This is a genomic window from Winogradskyella vidalii (genome assembly GCF_013403955.1).
GTDB classification, from domain to species: domain Bacteria; phylum Bacteroidota; class Bacteroidia; order Flavobacteriales; family Flavobacteriaceae; genus Winogradskyella; species Winogradskyella vidalii.
The window spans coordinates 264,586-283,318 of the sequence record NZ_JABFDG010000004.1 but is presented as its reverse complement, the minus strand read 5'-3'; the positions used below and the strand labels follow the sequence as shown (position 1 = coordinate 283,318).

Annotated in this window: 16 protein-coding genes; 2 read left to right on the top strand and 14 right to left on the bottom strand. The window is 33.9% G+C overall.

Annotated features, from left to right (window positions below):
- Positions 1-414 precede the first annotated feature (414 nt).
- Together HM982_RS11690 and dprA are read right to left on the bottom strand one after the other, a co-directional pair.
- The gene (locus HM982_RS11690; RefSeq protein ID WP_179353416.1) at positions 415-3,702 is read right to left on the bottom strand and encodes a T9SS type A sorting domain-containing protein; all 3,288 of its coding nucleotides are present in this window, start codon (positions 3,700-3,702) and stop codon (positions 415-417) included.
- Between the two features lie 239 nt (positions 3,703-3,941).
- On the bottom strand, positions 3,942-5,045 hold the full coding sequence (gene dprA, locus HM982_RS11685) for a DNA-processing protein DprA (RefSeq protein WP_179353415.1): 1,104 nt from the start codon (positions 5,043-5,045) through the stop codon (positions 3,942-3,944).
- A 249-nt stretch (positions 5,046-5,294) separates the two neighbouring features.
- Between dprA and HM982_RS11680 the strand changes: the two genes are divergently transcribed.
- Positions 5,295-6,233 carry an HU domain-containing protein gene (locus HM982_RS11680; protein ID WP_179353414.1) on the top strand — a complete coding sequence of 313 codons (939 nt, stop codon included), beginning with the start codon at positions 5,295-5,297 and terminating at the stop codon, positions 6,231-6,233.
- 174 nt (positions 6,234-6,407) lie between these two features.
- On the top strand, positions 6,408-6,917 hold the full coding sequence (locus HM982_RS11675; protein WP_179353413.1) for an acyl-CoA thioesterase: 510 nt from the start codon (positions 6,408-6,410) through the stop codon (positions 6,915-6,917).
- Between the two features lie 8 nt (positions 6,918-6,925).
- Here the strand turns inward: HM982_RS11675 and HM982_RS11670 are convergent, their stop codons facing one another.
- The 12 genes from HM982_RS11670 to atpE all read right to left on the bottom strand — a co-directional run bounded on the left by HM982_RS11670 (position 6,926) and on the right by atpE (position 18,722).
- Positions 6,926-8,146: a murein hydrolase activator EnvC family protein gene (locus HM982_RS11670; protein ID WP_179353412.1), complete on the bottom strand. Its 1,221-nt coding sequence runs from the start codon at positions 8,144-8,146 to the stop codon at positions 6,926-6,928.
- Between the two features lie 80 nt (positions 8,147-8,226).
- Entirely contained in the window at positions 8,227-9,018 is a 792-nt protein-coding gene (locus HM982_RS11665; RefSeq protein WP_179353411.1) for a DUF4292 domain-containing protein, read from the bottom strand.
- A complete protein-coding gene (locus HM982_RS11660; protein WP_179353410.1) occupies positions 9,019-10,380 on the bottom strand; it encodes a tetratricopeptide repeat protein in 1,362 nt (453 codons plus the stop codon).
- A gap of 160 nt (positions 10,381-10,540) precedes the next feature.
- Positions 10,541-11,560: a sugar phosphate nucleotidyltransferase gene (locus HM982_RS11655; RefSeq protein WP_179353409.1), complete on the bottom strand. Its 1,020-nt coding sequence runs from the start codon at positions 11,558-11,560 to the stop codon at positions 10,541-10,543.
- Positions 11,561-11,729: 169 nt separating this feature from the next.
- Positions 11,730-12,164 carry a dUTP diphosphatase gene (dut, locus tag HM982_RS11650; protein ID WP_179353408.1) on the bottom strand — a complete coding sequence of 145 codons (435 nt, stop codon included), beginning with the start codon at positions 12,162-12,164 and terminating at the stop codon, positions 11,730-11,732.
- Between the two features lie 146 nt (positions 12,165-12,310).
- Positions 12,311-13,768, bottom strand: coding sequence for an oligosaccharide flippase family protein (locus HM982_RS11645; RefSeq protein ID WP_179353407.1), 1,458 nt, complete (start codon positions 13,766-13,768; stop codon positions 12,311-12,313).
- 174 nt (positions 13,769-13,942) lie between these two features.
- Positions 13,943-14,482 (bottom strand): hypothetical protein, encoded by a 540-nt coding sequence (locus HM982_RS11640; RefSeq protein ID WP_179353406.1) that lies wholly within the window; start codon positions 14,480-14,482, stop codon positions 13,943-13,945.
- Between the two features lie 333 nt (positions 14,483-14,815).
- Positions 14,816-15,676: an ATP synthase F1 subunit gamma gene (gene atpG / locus HM982_RS11635; protein ID WP_179353405.1), complete on the bottom strand. Its 861-nt coding sequence runs from the start codon at positions 15,674-15,676 to the stop codon at positions 14,816-14,818.
- Between the two features lie 84 nt (positions 15,677-15,760).
- Positions 15,761-17,341: a F0F1 ATP synthase subunit alpha gene (atpA, locus tag HM982_RS11630; protein ID WP_179353404.1), complete on the bottom strand. Its 1,581-nt coding sequence runs from the start codon at positions 17,339-17,341 to the stop codon at positions 15,761-15,763.
- A 58-nt stretch (positions 17,342-17,399) separates the two neighbouring features.
- Positions 17,400-17,936: an ATP synthase F1 subunit delta gene (gene atpH / locus HM982_RS11625; protein ID WP_179353403.1), complete on the bottom strand. Its 537-nt coding sequence runs from the start codon at positions 17,934-17,936 to the stop codon at positions 17,400-17,402.
- Between the two features lie 7 nt (positions 17,937-17,943).
- Positions 17,944-18,444, bottom strand: coding sequence for a F0F1 ATP synthase subunit B (locus HM982_RS11620; RefSeq protein ID WP_179353402.1), 501 nt, complete (start codon positions 18,442-18,444; stop codon positions 17,944-17,946).
- Between the two features lie 89 nt (positions 18,445-18,533).
- Positions 18,534-18,722, bottom strand: coding sequence for an ATP synthase F0 subunit C (gene atpE / locus HM982_RS11615; RefSeq protein ID WP_173587677.1), 189 nt, complete (start codon positions 18,720-18,722; stop codon positions 18,534-18,536).
- Between the last annotated feature and the right edge of the window lie 11 nt (positions 18,723-18,733).

Below are 18,733 nucleotides of genomic sequence, written 5' to 3'. Positions count from 1 at the left end.
ACTATCTTTTTAGTTAATTTTATAACAACAAAAAGCCACACAAACAACTGTTATTTAAGAGATTAAACAACTAAAAATTGGAGTACTATTATGCAATTACGCTTACTGATTTAATCTCTAAGGCACTTTGAATAACAGCTATAACTTTATGGTATTTAATACCAGTAGACCTCTATGTTTCAACTCGCTGTAGCCCTTTTTGAAACCGTAAATTGTTTTTTACTTTAAGGATTTAAAGTTGTAGTTTCCCAAATTTTAAGACCGCTAAAATCTAGAAAATAAGTGTATTTCTTATTTCCTTTTTAATCATTTAAACAGCACCTAAAACTTGTAAATTAGATGATTATTGCAAATCTATAGCTATCAAGACAGTAAACCCGTAAAAAAGCTTTTGAACATGAGCCTGCTTAAAGCTTAGTTTACAACCTTTTTTATAAATTCTCTATCACCTTCTAAGGTTATAGAAACGAGATAGACACCTTTAGAAAATTGAAAGTTTTCAGTGAGTTGTAGTTGGCCATTTGATGCATAAGAAATTACATTTCTTCCGTTTAAATCATAAACTTTTACCGCTGTAATACCTTTATTAGATTTTACATTTAAGACACTGTTTTTTATATAAGCAAATGTACTATTAGCTGACGCTTCGGCAACAGAAAGCGAGGACGATTCTGAATATCTAAGAACAAAACGATCATTAACAACACCCGCTTCACCCATAAACGTGTATGGTGAAACTCTTAAGTCATGAATCACTCCAGAGTAAGTATCCTCTATGTATATATTTTGCGCTTGATCCACAAACAAACTGCCTTCTAAATCTCCAATTGCAATTTTGTAAATTCCATTTTCAGCTAATTCTACACCCAAAGGCACAGTACTAGTATCATCAAATGGTAGTGGAAGTCCTTGTATTTCTAATTTTTCAGCTTCAGAAATTAGAGAATATAAATTAAAACCTTCATTATTAGAAAACGCATCGTAAAGTCTATCTTTACCTACCGTTGCCCCTTCAGCATAACCCACTAAAATAGTAGAAGCTTTATTATTTTCATTAATTAAGCTTAACCATATTAGTTGTTTTTCAGTGGTTTCTGTAGTTGCATCGGAATTGCTTCTGTAGAATTCTGAATTATCATAACCATTTTCAGCATCATCATAGCGCATATTATTAGTAAATGTAATTGCCGGATTAGCACCTGCACTTTCTAAAACCTTAACAAAAAATCCTTGTCCAGACGCAATAAAGCCATCAAACTCAGTTTCAGGAGTAGAAGCCCCCAATTTATTATAGGCTAAATATTGATCGCCGTAATTAACAGGAAAATTTTCATAAAACGGATTGGTATTAGCTGTTGAAGCTGGTGAATGGTGCTGCCATAAGTATATACTACCATCTATATCAGTATTATCCTCCGTAAATTTATCTGCACTTAGAGCTGAAGGATATGGATTACCGACTAAATTCCAATGGGTATCTGCTTCAACCATACCTGTTGTAGTTCCTGTTTTATAAACATTCCAAGATAGATTACCATTATTTGGCACACCTGTAAATAAGGCCGTATAATCGCTTGCAGAAGGTACTCTAGCAATATAACCTCTTCCTACAGACATTGTACCACTAGCAGAAGACCAATCGCCACGAGTTCCTAAATCATTTATATCATTTGTATCCCACTCATATTTTAAATTCCCTGGAAGCGTGGACATTGTTGCATCTCCTACTGGTGATGACCAAAACACATAATCGTTTGCATTTAAATTATCTGCTATTCGCTCTACTTTAATCTCACCACTATTAGTGACAGCATTAATCTGAACTAAACTAGCATTATTCTGTAAAGTAAAAGACCCTGCTGGCACTTCATCAACAGTAACACCATCCTCTACCGTTTCAGCAATCATAGGCTCAACAGTAATAGCATTAAAGAGCACCATAGAAGATCCATCTGGAATCACAACTACTTTTCCTGCATTTACAGTGCAATCACAACCTACCAAATCTCCAGATTGGTTATAATTATCAGAAAAAATTAGATTACGATCCTCGTCATTAATTGTTATACCATCATAGATAGAAGGCAGCTCCCAACTTGAACCATCCCAATACGCAGGCGTACCTCCTTCAGAGATTTTAAAAGGTAAATCTACAGCGCCATAGCTGTTTGCTACTCTTACTTTATAATTATTATCTGTTAAATCTGAGCTAGTTAATCCAGAAGGAATGGTAAGTGTATTAGACGTCTCTCCTAATTCTATGTTGTTTTTAAACCAGGTATAGGTAATTGCTTCTGCTGCTGCCTCAGTAGGATCAGTAGATGGAGTTCCCTCTATATCTCCCTCTGCGCTAAAAACTAGACTAGAAACTGATGGCAATCTGCAAATAAATCGTGATACTGGAGATTTTGAAATTACTGGAGATTTAATTTCAAAAGCAGCTTTATTGTAAGCCATAAAAGCCATATCAGATGAACCACCAGCTCCAATATTAATATTATCAATATCATCAATAGTGGCGTTGATGGTTCCATCAATACCAAAATCTTCTAAATTAAACGCAGCCATTCTATAACCTCTCGTCTGTCCATTACCAAAAGATTCCGTTGTTGGAATAGCAGTTTCAAAGGTTGACCCAGTAGAGAAATCTAATCTGTAAAAATCAACTTTCCATTCGTATAATCTAGTAGCATTATTATTTACAAATGATAATTTAATAGGTCTACCAACAACATTACCATCAACATCGGCATAATAATAGACATCACTACCTCCTGGCTGAGCTATTTGCGTAATTAACAAATCTGGAACACCGTCATTAACGGCTCCAACATCTCCATTACCGCTATAAAACCTTATATCTGCTTGATTATTAAAATTGGCGATTCCTGTGCCCATTTCTAACCCTTTATCTCCATCAATGATAACATCGTAAACTGTTTTACGCACAGCATTGTTTAACACTATAGAGCCATCAAAACCATCTATTTTATCAGCAAATCCCATATAATTATTAGAATTTGGTTTTCCACTAATTCCATTGGTAGAATACGCTTGAAAATTCTGACCTACATACTCAGTACTAGTTTCAGACACGTCTACGCCTAAGCTTGATAATTGAGCTTCTAATAACGTATCATCAATTCCTGTTGAAAAAATAATATCATCACCATCATATTTCATTTTAAATCCTAATAACTCATGACTATCATTAGGCATGTTATTATTTGAGCTAAAATCTGAAGATGCCCAAAAACCAACACCATCATTATCATGGTCCCAAGTGGTATAAACTTCTCTAATCCTATTTTCACTATTTTCAGAAATGGATTTACTTGCTGGCCCTACGTATTCAAAATCTCTGTCTAGCCCAGAACCATATGTTGCACCGCTCATAGTAAGTGTACCATTAGTATCTCCTGAAATTCCGCCAGTATTCCTAGATACTACGCAAGTAACTTCTGTAGAGCTAACCAAAGTTCTTCTTACAATATTTATTCCTACTATATAAATATCACCAATATTTGAAGCTGTAAATCCTGAACCAATAATAGTAACCTTACTACTTGTAGTGACTCGTTTGGGAAACGCATCTGTTATAGTCTGAGCCATAACTAGAGTTGAAGATGACATAAAAATTGCTAAAGTAAAAAGCAGTGATAAGGCAAAACGGCCTAAAGCGCGAGTAGTTTTTAACATCATAAGTAGGAAATTATATAATAAAACAAACACCAATTTGGTGAATCTTATTATTTTAATTTAGTTGAGGGCCTACAAATATGATATAAAAAAACGGAAAAAAAAATTAAAAATCAGTTTATGTGTGCAAAAATCACGATTAAATACGGTTTAGTGGTTGTTTTAGGTAAAAAATAACTTACAAAGCCTTGTTTATAAATCACAGAAACCACTTATTGTATCCTTTTAAGAATTATACTTATCTATATGGCTTCAAATAACTTTCCTGGCAACGGTCTAACAACCCCTTTCAATTCCATTTGTAGCAATAAGCCTACGAGTTTATAGGTTGGCATTTCGCAACGTAAGGCAATAACATCTAGTAGCACCTTATTATTTGCTTTCAAAAAATTATAAACTATTTTTTCATCCGGTTCTAAGTCTACAAATAACTGCTGCTGCACTATGGGTTTTTTATTGGCTTCCAATTCCCAATTCAACATATAAGGCACATCTAAAGGCGTGGATAGTAAATGGGCCTGTTGAAATTTGATTAAATTATTGCAACCAACACTTTGGCTATCAGTAGTACGGCCAGGCACAGCAAAGACGACTCTATTATAGGAGTTGGCGATATCTGCAGTTACTAAACTACCGCCTTTTTCTGCAGATTCAATGACTATAGTCGCCTCACTAAGTCCTGCTATAATTCTATTCCGTTTTAAAAAGTTATTCCGGTCAAAATTATCTGAGCTCCAAAAATCTGTATAAAACCCACCATGATTTTCTATAGCTTCGACGTATTTCTTATGGACTTTAGGGTAGATTTGATTTAAGCCATGCGCCAAACATCCTATCGTTTGTAAATTGTGTTTTACAGCCGCTTTTTGTGCGGTAATATCAGTGCCGTAAGCAAAGCCAGAAACAATAATGGGGTTAAATGGCGCTAAAGTCTCAACCAGTTTTTCGCAGAATGCGATTCCACTAGTCGTTATTTTACGAGCCCCAACAATACTTATGATGCGTTTCTGTTTAATATTAATGTTTCCTGATTGAAATAAAACAAGAGGTGCATCGATACAATGTTTTAAACGTTCAGGGTAAGTGTCATCTGTAAAATAATGTGCAATAATGTTATTGTCTCTTATAAATTTTAATTCTTTTTCCGCTTCTTCAATATGGCTTTTATCAAAAAGGCCTTGAATAGTAACGGATCCTATACCATCAATTTTTAATAGTTTAGACTTCTTTTCTTTTATAACAGCTTCAGCAGAACCACAATGATTAATTAATTTTTTAGCCGTTGTCGCTCCAATTTTTGGAACGTGCTGTAAGGCTAAAGCATAAATAAGTTGTTGATTTGTCATTGATAATTAAGCATTTGAAGCGTTACATCTTTGATAACGAATATAATTATTTAATTTTTAACCTATCTTTACTTTTTAATTTTACACAAAAAAGTATCCCTATTTTAGAACCTGTTATTTATAATTTTTAAATTTATTTCATTAAGAATCTATAGAAAATCAAACACATAGACTTTAAAATTTTTTGATGTTAATAACTAAATCCAAGTAAACTTCGTTCACAAATAAAAATTTTTAACTTTGCCTTATATGCAGTTAGAGACTTACATTAGCGACCTTTTATACCGTTACGATTGTGTTACTGTTCCTGAGTTTGGAGCATTTTTGACGCATCGTGTATCGGCTAAGATTCATGAAACCACTCATACATTTTATCCGCCAAAAAAAGCCTTATCTTTTAATGAGCAGTTACAACAAAATGATGGTTTATTAGCAAATTATATTGCTGAAGTTGAAAAAATCCCATACGCAACAGCCTTAAACCAAATCAGTAAGGAAATAAAATCAATTAAATCTTATTTAGTTGAAGGCGAGACTATTCAATTTAAAAATATAGGTGAGCTTGTATTAAATAATGCTGGGAAAATTCAATTTGATCCTTCTAGCCATATTAATTATTTAACCGATGCTTTTGGTTTGTCTCACTTTACCACTGCCAACGTTACTCGTGAAATTCACAAAGAAACCGTAGCAACTATTGAAGAGACTACTCCAATAGCTTTTACACCAGAAAAACGTGATAATCGCAACTGGCTAAAATATGCTGCAGCCGCTGTAATATTATTAGGCATTGGTAGTTTTAGTGCTGCTACTTACCACAATAATGCTGTAGAAAATCATAATGAAATAGCCCAAGAACAAGCCAATGAGCAACTTGATGCTAAGGTGCAAGAAGCCACTTTTGTAATTAGCAATCCTTTACCAGCTGCAACATTATCTTTAGAAAAACAAAGCGGCAATTACCATATTGTTGCAGGAGCTTTTAGAGTAGAAGCTAATTCTGAAAAGAAAGTTGCCCAACTGAGAAATCAAGGATTTAAAGCACGCAAAATCGGTACTAATCGCTTCGGTTTACACGAAGTGGTTTATGCGAGTTTTGAAAATAGAGCTGATGCACAAATTGAACTTTCTAAGATTCGTCGTGATTATAATCGTGATGCTTGGTTGCTCATAAAGAAGCTTGATTAGTTTTACATGGATTTCTTCTAATCTTAATTAGAAAAAGCATTTGATAAGGGTTTAATTAATGCGTTTGTTTAGTTTTTGGCTTTACGTTATAAATACTATAACATAGATTTACCGTATTTCCTTACCTTTCTACCCATAATCACTTTATATTCGCACTTATTTTTAAATCTATTTATGCCATCTAGAACCGCATCTCAATCTCAAACTATTGCCACTGATTTGGTATTACCAAGTGAAACCAACCCACTTAACAATTTATTTGGAGGCGAGCTATTAGCGCGTATGGATAAAACCGCCAGTATTTCTGCAAGACGCCATTCTAAACGTATTGTTGTAACGGCTTCCGTAAATCACGTCGCTTTTAATAGAGCGATTCCCTTGGGTAGCGTTGTTATGATTGAAGCTAAGGTATCACGTGCATTTACATCATCTATGGAAGTGTATATGGATGTCTGGGTTGAGGACAGAGAGTCTGGAGAGTGTGTGAAAGCTAATGAAGCCATCTATACTTTTGTAGCTGTAAATGAAACCGGACACCCCGTAAAAGTGCCAGAACTTATACCTGAAACAGAATTAGAAAAACAACGTTTTGATGCTGCTTTGCGTCGAAAACAGCTGAGTTTAGTATTAGCAGGAAAAATGAAGCCGTCTGAAGCTACAGAGTTGAAAGCCCTTTTTGTATAGTTAATTAACTATTGATTTGCTAACCATGATTGTGGATTCAACTTTAAATCATTTTTATAGATTCTAAAGTCTAAAAGCGTTTCTCCTGTTACGTTGTTACTAAAGACCTCACCAATGACTTGGTTGGTGGTAATTTTGTCACCTCTTTTTACATAGAGTTTTGATAAGTTATGGTAGATTGTTAAATAATCACCATGTCTTATTATAATGGTTGGGTTTCCTCTTTTCATTACATGAATGGAAGATACCACACCATTAAAAACAGCTTTAACTTCTGCGTTCTTATCTGTTGCAATTTTAACTCCTGAATTATTGACCTCAACCGAACTATCAGTTAATGATCGACCTTTACCAAACTTAGCTTTAATAACACCTCTTGTTACTGGCCAACCTAGTTTTCCTTTATTAGCAGCAAAACTCGAGGCTAGCTTTTTTGCTTCAGGTGTTAAAACAAATTTGCCCGTAGAAGATTTTTTACCTGCTTTTTTATTAGATGCAGCAATAGCCTCTGCAATTAAACGGTCTATTTCCTTGTCTAAACGATCCGCCTCTTGCTGCTTTTGTTTAATCTGAGACGCAAATTTACTCATATCTGTCTTTATGGATGCCATTAAGACTTCACGCTCCTTTAATTCACTTTCTAGTTCTCTTTTAGCAATGCGGTTTTCTTCTATGAGCTTTTGTTTGTCTTCCTTTTGCTTAGATAATTGAATATTTAAAACCTGTAATTCCTTCGTTTTTGTTTTAATGGCTTCGCCTTGTTCTTTTTGATAGTCTCTATACTGTTTAATATATTGAAGGCGTTTATAAGCTTGTTGAAAGTTACTAGAGGACAACAAAAACATCACTTTACTTTGCTCAGATTTGCTCTTATACGATTTTACAACCATTGCAGCATAATCATCTTTTAACTCTTGTAATTGCGCTCTAAGGCTTGTAATTTCGTTTTGATTTGTATTTATTTCTCTGTTTAAAAGGTTGGCTTGTTCATTAGTTATTCTAATGAGGTTTTTTCTAACGTTTACCTTATAATTAAGGTCCTCAATTAATGTAATAGCGGATTTCTCTTCCTTTTTTTTCGTAAATAACAAAGCATTGATTTGCTTCATTTCTTTAATAATCTGCTGGCGTTGAAGCTCAAGTTTTTTTTGCTTTTCGCTTTGAGAAAATAGTGCAGCAGAAGACAGCATAAACACGATACAAAAAAGTATATAAAAATTCTTCTTCATTAATTATTTAATGATATTTAATCTGAGATTATACAAACATTCCTTTAGCTTTTAGAAGGAAGTAATAAGCGTTTTTAAACTTACTTTATCACAATTTCTTTATAACCCGCAGGAATATTAAAAGGAAAACGAACTTCACCGTTCAAAGATACAGATTTAAACGCCATAGAAATGGCTATTTGGTCTGCATTTTCAACTGCAATAATTCTAATATTTTCAGGTATAATTTGCTTTTCAACTTCTTGATAAGACGAATAATCTACTTTAAGCATTCGCTTTTCTAGCTGTTGAAACATCTGCAAACTATCCATTTTAAAATGCGAAGGGTTAATCAAATAAAATAATTCGATTAGTGCATTTTGGTCTTTTGGACTTAATGCATACGAGTTTTCATTCACTGAAACTTGATAAGGCTCGTCGTTAAAATCATATATGGTTTGACCTAAAAGAATGTTCTGGACTTTCATAAAATCTAAATCTACACCAACAACATCGCTCAATAACTTGTAATCGCCATCAAAATATTCATTATCAAGTTTATTATAAAACTTCACTTTATCTGGTGTAATCATCATACGTGCAATACCAAGTGGTGCACTTAGCCAAATGGTTTTATCTTTTTCCATTCTAAAGCTAAATGTATAGCCTTGTTCACTTTCACCTTGAACAAGATTAATTGCAACTCTAGCATTCATGGTTTTAAAGTCCGTTTCATTTTTTTGATATTGCTTAATCACTTGTTTTGCAGAAAGCTTATCACTAGCCTCTCCTGAAGCAATAACACTTCTGGCACCACTACAACCCAATATAAAAACGAAGAGAAATATACTTAACGTAATGTGTTTTATAAGATGACTTTGAGGTATTTTCATTTACTGTTTTACATTTAAAGCTTCTGCCTTTTTAGCAAACGCTTCAGATTTACTAATATTATTTAAAGCTTTGTAGGCTTGGCTTAATTCAGAATAGAAATCGGCTTCCATTTTAGGGTTATCAACTAAAAAGTCTAAGCCCATTTCAAAATTATCAATCGCTTTTTTTGGTGCACCCAAATTGTTTAGCGCAACACCATTCACTAAATACAAAATAGGTTGAGCAGGATATAGTGCCAAAGCATGTTCACTATCATTTACAACCGCTTGATAATCCTTAATATCGAGCTGAAGTAATAAGACGTCTTTAATTAATTTAAAGTCGTTAGGGTCTTGTTTTAAAGCTTCTTTAAAATTTGAAAGCGCCTTAACCTTATCACCTGCTTTTAAATAATAATGCCCTAAATCGCTATGCGTTTGTGCATCTTTATTGTCATCAATTAGAGCTGTAATATCAATGAGGTCTGATTCATATTCGGGGTTTTTGGCTACAAATGCCACAAAATCTTTAAGCACTTTAGCTTTAGCATCTGCATTAATTTCAGGACTAGTTAATACTGTTTTTACAGAACTAATAGCCTTATCGACCTTTTCTTCTTGAAGATAAAACTTATACAAAGCTAAATGCACAAACTTAGAATCTGGCTTCTCTTTAAGTAAGTTTTGTGCAGCTTTATAAGCTTTTTTATGGTCGCCTGTTTGGCTATACCTATATATAAGCTTTAAGTGATTATCTTCGTTATTAGGATTATTAGCGACTCGTTGTTCTAGGTTTTCAATTCTATCATCGGCATTACCTGTGATGCTGTAAATATCGTTTCGCATGGCGTCCCTAGACTCGCTCAATCCGTATTCAGCATCCAATTCATCTAATAAATCTAAAGCTTGCTTATACTTTTCTTCTCTAACATAAAGCGTGGCTAAATCTTCCTTATAATCCGGATGATATTTTACCAATTGTTTTATGGTTTTTAAAGCATTTCTGATATCATCTTGTTGAAAATAAACATCGTAAAGTTCATCTAAAAACCACACATTATCGGGTTGCATGCTGATGGCATCTTTAAGATAATCTTCAGCAGCACCAAAATTTTTAAGTTTATTATAGTTTTTACCGAGCTCGAAATAAATGACTGGTTTTTTACTGTCTAAATTCAAACATTTATGAAGTGCCTCTACTGCTCTATCGTAATTTTCAATGCCTTTTTGCTTTAAAGCTTCAAAGAAATGTTCTTGAAATTCATCTTCTACATTTCCTAAATCGTCATCTGGGCGTTTATTAAAATCGACTTGGGCATAAGTAACCTGAGGAATAAATAAAATTCCAATTAGTAGAATAATAATGTAGCATTGTTTTTTCATATGTGTTCTCCTTTGGGACAGAGCATATCATTTTAATAGATGCTTAGGCACACTCAGCATGATAAAATAACTTTCAAAAGTTATACCAAATATAAGCAGTACTAAAAGTCTTAAGATGAGCTTCGCTGAATCTTTGATGTATTACTTTTGCAGCAATTTGTTATTCTATAACAGTATAATCGCCGATACTAATTTTAGTGAATTCGCCATTATACTTCACGTGATTACCTATCATAGCTTCGTCTAAATTAGCATTTTTAATAGTGCTCTCATTCTGAATTAAGCTATTTTTAACGGTTGAATTTTCAATCACACAATCTTTTCCGATGGATACGTAAGGACCAACTGTAGTGTTTTTTAAAACCGTGCCTTTACCGATAAAACAAGGCTCTATAATGTTTGAGTTTTCTAGAACAACAGATGCATCAACTAACTGCTCTTCATTATCGGCTTTTAAGAAGCCAAGCATTTTAGCATTTGTATCTAGTGTCACGGCTTTGTTACCACAGTCCATCCACTCATCAACGGTTCCTGTTTTAAAGATTTTCCCTTCAGCCATCATGCGTTTTATACCATCATTAATTTGGTATTCGCCACCATGCATTACATTTTCATCTAAAACCTCTTGCAATTTATCTTTTAGGACAGCCACATCTTTAAAGTAATAGATTCCGATAACGGCTTGATCGCTCACGAAATTTTCAGGCTTTTCAACCAATTCAACAATGTTTTGTTCATCATTAAGCTTTACCACACCATATGCTTCAGGGTTGGCAACACGCTTAGTCCAGATAACACTATCTGCAGTTGGGTCTAAATCGAATTCTGCTCTAATTAAAGTATCTGCATAAGCAATAACTGCGGGCCCAGATAACGACGGTTTTGCGCTCATTATAGCATGCCCAGTTCCTAAAGGTTGGTCTTGTCTATAAATAGAGGCTTTAGCTCCTAAACCTTCGGCTAAGGCTTTTAGACTGTCTACAACAGCATCTCCAAACCATGCTGGATCACCTAAGACAAAAGCAATTTCTTCTATTGGTTGTTTTAAAACTTTAGCAATGTCCTTTACCAAACGGTGTACTATTGGTTCTCCTGCAACAGGAATTAAAGGTTTTGGTACGGTTAAACTATGTGGTCTAAGGCGAGATCCACGACCTGCCATTGGTACGATTATTTTCATCGAAAACTATTTTTCGTTTCCACGAAAGTGGAAATCTTTTTAGGTTAAACTTAATTTATATGTTTGGTTACGATTAAATATCCAATTCTATAATAAAATAATATCTACAAGGTTTTAGAAACCTTGCAGGAAATTTCTATGCTGAGATTCCTGCGTTGGCCGGAATTTATTACTTAACTCCAGTACTCCCAAAGCCACCTTCGCCGCGATCGGTTTCCGACAAGACTTCGACTTGTTCCCATTCAGCACGTTCGTGTTTTGCAATGACTAATTGGGCAACGCGTTCGCCATTTTCAATGGTAAAATCTTCGTTAGAAAGGTTGACTAAAATCACACCGATTTCGCCTCTATAATCGGCATCTATTGTTCCTGGTGCATTTAATACGGTAATTCCTTTTTTTGCTGCCAGTCCGCTTCTTGGTCTTACTTGTGCTTCGATACCAACAGGTAATTCTATAAACAAGCCTGTACCAACAATACTGCGTTCTAAAGGTTTTAATACTCTAGGTTCTGATAAGTTGGCACGTAAATCCATACCTGCAGATGCAATGGTTTCGTAATGTGGTAATTGATGCGTGGATTTATTTATAATTTTTATTTTCATATTTACTTTCCGTAAAAGCGGTAATCTTTATTTATTAATTTATTGAAATGCTTTAAATGTTCTTAAGCTTTTAACCTTCATAACTATGCCTGTACGGCAAGTGGGCAAAGCCTCAGCAACACACGTCGCTCAGTATAACAACATTCTTAACTTTTTAGTATTTCTTTTATATCGTTCTTTTCAAGCGAAATAACTAATCCCAAAAATACAATTAACATTGTAATTCCAATCATATAATTTTCGCGATATCTATAGAAAAAAACGAATGAAAATAGAATTGAGACACTAAGATACAAACCTATTTTCTTCAAATTATAAGGGATGGGGTAGTATTTTCTTCCGAAGTAAAATGATAATAAAACCATGATACTATAGGCGGAAAGTGTTGCTATGGCCGAACCTTTAAAACCAATTATAGGAATTAAAATATAGTTTATAGCCAAGGTTACAAGAGCACCAAGTATAGAAATATAAGCTCCAAACTTTGTGCGGTCCGTTACTTTATACCAAACCGATAGGTTGTGATAAATACCCAAACAAAAATTAGCTAAAAGTATGAATGGTACAATCCACATGGCTTCATAATAGGCTTCACTTCTAATAATAAAAGGTTTTAAAACATCGGCAAAAATGACCACTGCTAATAAAATTAAAGCGCCTAAGGCTACAAAGTATTCTAAGATTTTAGCATAGTTTTTTTGTGGGTTTTGAGCTTTAGAGTGACTAAAGAAATACGGTTCTATGCCTAGACGAAATGCTGTAGCAAATAAGGTCATAAATAAAGCTAATTTATAACAGGCAGAATACATACCAATTTGTTTATCTGCAGTATCAGGCGGCAATAGGTATTCTAGTAAAATACGATCAAACGTTTCGTTAACAGAGTAAGCAACACCTGCAATAAGAACTGGCATCGCATAACGCATCATTTTTTTCCAGAGAATCGTATCGAAGTTCCATTTGATTTTAGCGTAAAAGGGCAACAATATAAGTAAAGTTAGACCGCTTGCTATAAGGTTAGAAATGAAAATGTAACTGATTTCAAAGTTGGGCTTATAAATACTATTGAAAAATGAATGGTCTTCTGCCCAACCTTGTAGATATAGTAATAGGAATACATTTAGCCCTAAATTAACTGCAACATTTAGAATTTTAATAATGGCATATCGCATTGGTCTTGCTGTAGCTCGTAACCATGCAAATGGAATAATAACCAAAGCATCTAATAACAAAATAACAAAGACCAAGTTGAGATACTGCAATTCAATATTTATCAGTGTAGATATATGATTTCTTAATAGAAAAGCGATACCTAAAATCGACAAGGAACTGACTATTAAGGATATTGTTGATGTACTTGTAACTTCTTCCTGATTATCTTCTTTATTAAAAAACCTAAAGAAAGCAGTTTCCATACCATAGGCCAAAATCACATTAAACAATACAAAATAGGCAAATATAAAAGACACACGACCGTACTCTTCAACCGACAATACACTTGGGTCTGTATAAAGTGGTACTAAAATAAAACTCAACATTCTAGGCAGCACAGTAGCTAAACCATAGATAAATGTTTGTTTAAAAAGTGATTTAAATCCGCTCAATGTAATTGTTTAATTGAGTTCAAAAGTATTGAAATAATTTGATACCTAATCAACTTCAAAACAGCAATAGGTAAAACTTAGCACAATAATACCGGCTCAAGTTATTGTTTTAATTTAATATAAAAAAAGCCTCACTTTACAGTAAGGCTTTTTAAACATATTTGTAGTATTTTTTTACAAATCAGCATCGTCATCATCTGTTGTTGCTAAAATTGTAGATGTAGCACTTTCATAGATTGTTGGTGGTCCATTTTCATAATAAGTACCTGCAACCTCTGTAAGGTCACGAACTTTTAAATACTTAGTAACACCGTTTTCAATAAAGCTAATAGCACATTCGTTATTAGTTAAGGTAAATGGGTAATCACTTGGTTTTTCTGGAATTTGAAAAGTGTAATAAGGAGAATCATTCTCTAGTAAAGCAACATATTTACTGCCTTTTTTTACAAGTTTTCCTTTAAGATTTCTGAAGTAGATACTATCAATTTCGATATTATCACTTACATCTGAAATAGGAACAAAAACATTTACACCTGTACCTCCAACTTTAATACCTGCATACCATTCTTGAAATTGTATGGGTTTAACTTTAAATGATGTAGAGTTTACAAACGTTGGTGAGGTTGTTACTGGTTTTGAACTTGCACACTGAAAAGTGAAGGAAAACACAAGGGCAAAAATAATGGCGAAACTCGCCTTTTTTAGTAGTTTCATATTAATGTAGGTTAAGATTTGGGACTGCAATATAAAAATTATTTCAAACAACAACCATAAAAAACTGATTAATACGTTGAAATGTTTAAATAAGTAAGTATTTACTTTAATTTATTAAAATTTTAACTGTAATATGATAAATTTTAGATGTTAACGAAAACTAATTAACAAAATAAACACAGTATTTACAGCTATTAGCGCAGAGTAATAAACACCTATGTTTTAATCAATTAAAAAAAAATACTTAAAAATTAATGACATAAAAAAAACCTAACTCGTCAAAGTTAGGTTTTTGTATTTTGGTTAAGAATTTCCTACAGATGCGGGAATTGCTTAATTATTTAAAGCTTCAGCACCACCAACAATCTCAAGGATTTCGTTTGTAATCGCTGCTTGTCTTGCCTTATTGTAAGTTAATTTTAATTGATCTCTTAGTTCCGTAGCGTTATCTGTTGCTTTGTGCATAGCCGTCATACGAGCACCATGTTCAGAAGCAAAAGAATCTCTGATACCTTTGTACAATTGTGTTTTTAAAGACTTAGGAATTAAAGCTTCAATAATTTCTAACTTAGAAGGTTCAAAAACATAATCTAAATTTACATTCTCGTCACTTTCAACAGGTACTATTGGTAAGAACTGCTCAGTGAGTATAACTTGTGTAGCAGCATTCTTAAAGTGATTGTAAACAACTTCTATTTTATCGAATTCACCAGAAACAAATTTCTCCATAAGCATTTCAGCGATCTCAGAAACATTTTCAAAAGTTAAGTCATCATACAAATCACTTTTGTTAGCAATAACTTTGTTTGTCTTTTTAAAGGCATCATTGGCCTTCTTTCCGATAGCTAAATACGATACATCTTGATTAGCGTATGTATCCTTTGTAAGCTTAGAAACTTGTTTTATAATATTAGAGTTAAATGCACCTGCTAAACCTCTGTTAGACGTTACAGCAACAATAAGTACTTTATTGACTTCGCGTTGTTCTGCATATTTACTTCCAGAGTCTTCATCTAAAGTTGCACTTAAGCTTTGCAATAATTCAGTTAACTTATTAGAGTAAGGGCGCATTGCCGTAATAGCATCTTGAGCTTTCTTTAACTTTGCAGCAGATACCATTTTCATGGCACTGGTAATCTGCATCGTTGAAGACACCGATGATATTCTATTTCTAATTTCCTTTAAATTCGCCATAATCTGTTTTTGTCATTACGCACTAAATGCGGCTTCAATTATATTAACTCAAACATGAGATTCCTGCTTTCGCAGGAATAACAACTATGCTTTATATTTTGCTGAAAGGTCTTTAGCTACACTTGTTAATGTATCAATAACCTCATCGGTTAATTTACCAGCTTTTAGCGTATCTAAAGTATCTCTATGCTTCGCATTTAAGAACTCTAAATAATCTCTTTCAAATTCTTTAACTTTCTCTACAGGAACATCTTTTAATAAGTTCTTAGACCCTGCATAGATAATAGCAACTTGATCTTCTACTTTGAAAGGATCATTTTGCGCTTGCTTAAGAATCTCAACGTTACGCTTACCTTTATTAATTACGTTTAAAGTCACCGCATCTAAATCTGAACCAAACTTAGCGAATGCTTCTAATTCACGGTATTGTGCTTGATCTAACTTTAAAGTACCAGATACTTTCTTCATTGATTTAATCTGAGCGTTACCACCAACACGAGATACAGAAATACCTACGTTAATCGCTGGACGAACACCAGAGTTAAATAAATCACCATCTAAGAAAATCTGACCATCAGTAATAGAAATTACGTTGGTTGGAATATAAGCAGAAACGTCACCTGCTTGTGTTTCAATAATTGGTAAAGCTGTTAAAGAACCACCACCTTTAACCATAGGTTTTAAAACTTCTGGTAGGTCATTCATTTCTTTAGCGATATCATCATTATTAATCACTTTTGCAGAACGCTCTAATAATCTTGAGTGTAAATAAAATACATCACCAGGATAAGCTTCACGTCCCGGTGGACGTCTTAATAATAAAGATACCTCACGGTAAGCAACAGCTTGTTTTGATAAATCATCAAATACAATTAACGCTGGACGACCAGTATCTCTAAAATACTCACCAATAGAAGCTCCTGTAAAAGGTGCATATACTTGCATTGCAGCAGGATCTGATGCATTTGCAGCTACTATAGTGGTGTAAGCTAAAGCGCCTTTTTCTTCTAAAGTTTTAGCAATAAGTGCTACTGTTGAAGCCTTTTGACCTACAGCAACATATATACAATATACAGGCTCACCTGCATCGTAAAATTCTTTTTGATTTAAAATAGCATCAATACAAACGGCTGTTTTACCAGTTTGACGGTCACCAATAACCAACTCACGTTGACCACGACCCACAGGAATCATAGCGTCAATAGACTTAATACCTGTTTGTAATGGTTCTGTTACTGGTTCTCTATAGATAACACCTGGTGCTTTACGCTCTAAAGGCATTTCATAAGTTTCACCAGCAATAGGTCCTTTACCGTCAATTGGGTTACCTAAAGTATCAACAACACGTCCTACGATACCTTCTCCTACTTTTACAGAGGCAATACGTTCTGTACGTTTTACTGTAGATCCTTCTTTAACTCCTACTGAAGTTCCTAAAAGTACAATACCTACATTATCTTCTTCAAGGTTAAGAACGATACCTTCTGCACCACCTTCAAATTCTACTAATTCACCATATTGTGCATTAGCTAATCCGTAAGCACGTACAATACCATCACCTACAGTTAATACGGTTCCTACTTCGTCTAGTGAAGCACCTGCTTCGAAGCCTGAAAGTTGTTGTTTTAAGATTGCTGATATTTCAGCTGGTTTTACTTCTGCCATCTTTATTTAGATATTAGACGTTAGACAATAGACGCGTTAGACGCCTTTTCTGACGTTTTTAATTTAATGTAAATTCTCTTTTTAATTTATTTAATTTGTTAGAAATACTCGCATTATATTGAATATCACCAACACGTAACACAAAACCACCAATAATGCTTTCGTCTATTACGTTTGTAACTTCTGCGTCTTTTCCTGTAAGGACTTTTACTTTAGCTAACACTTTAGTTTTTAAATCATCACTTAAAGGAATTGCTGTAGTTACTGTAGCAACTTGTGTTCCTTTCATTTCATCATATAACTGCGTATAACTTACAGCTACATCATTTAAAATAGCTAGTCGCTTATTAGCGATTAAAGTATCAATTAAGTTCACAGTAGTAACGTTAGCCGTTTTAAACACCTCCATTAATACCGCTTTTTTATCTGAAGCTTTTACTACAGGACTTTGAAGCATCTGACTTAAATCCTCACTTTCTGCAATAGTAGAAGTGATTAATTTCATATCACTGTTTACTGCATCTGTAGATTGTTGATCTGTTGCTAAACTTAAAACTGCTTTAGCATATCGTATGGCCGCTCTTGATCCTGACATATCTAGATTAGTTTAAGGTTGCTTCGCCTAACATAGTTTCAACCAATTCTAATTGCTTGTCTTTGTTAGATAATTCTTTACGCACCACTTTTTCTGCAATCTCTAGAGATAAACCTGCAACATGAGTTTTTAACTCAGCCATTGCGGCTTTCTTTTCACCTTCTATAGCAGCTTGTGCTTGCTCAATCATTTTATGGGCTTGTGCCTGTGCATCAGCTTCTGCTTCCGCAATCATTTTAGTTTTAAGCTCGCGTGCTTCCTTAATCATCGTTTCTCTTTCTAAGCGTGCTTCTTGTAATAATCTTTCATTATCAGCTTGAAGATTTGCCATCTCACGTTTTGCTTTTTCAGCTGCATCTAATGCATCCTGAATACCTTCTTCTCTTTCTGTAATAGAACCGAGGATTGGTTTCCACGCAAACTTTACCATTAAGAAAATTAATAATAAAAGTAATATGGTTTGAACTGCAAATAATCCTGGTGAAAAATCGTTTATTAATGTTTCCATCTTATACTAAATAAATGTTTCTTTAATTCTTTTAAATAAAATAGGCTCTGCAACCAACCGTTGCAGAGTCTCTATTCTGTTTTTTAAGCTTACTTTCCTAAGATTAAAGCACCAAATGCTAAACCTTCTAAAAGTGCTGCTACGATAATCATTGCTGTTTGGATTTTTCCAGCAGCTTCAGGTTGACGAGCAATACCTTCCATTGCTTTTCCACCAATTTGACCAAGTCCAAAACCTGCTCCGATTACGATTAATCCTGCTCCAATTAAATTGTACATAGTAAATAAAT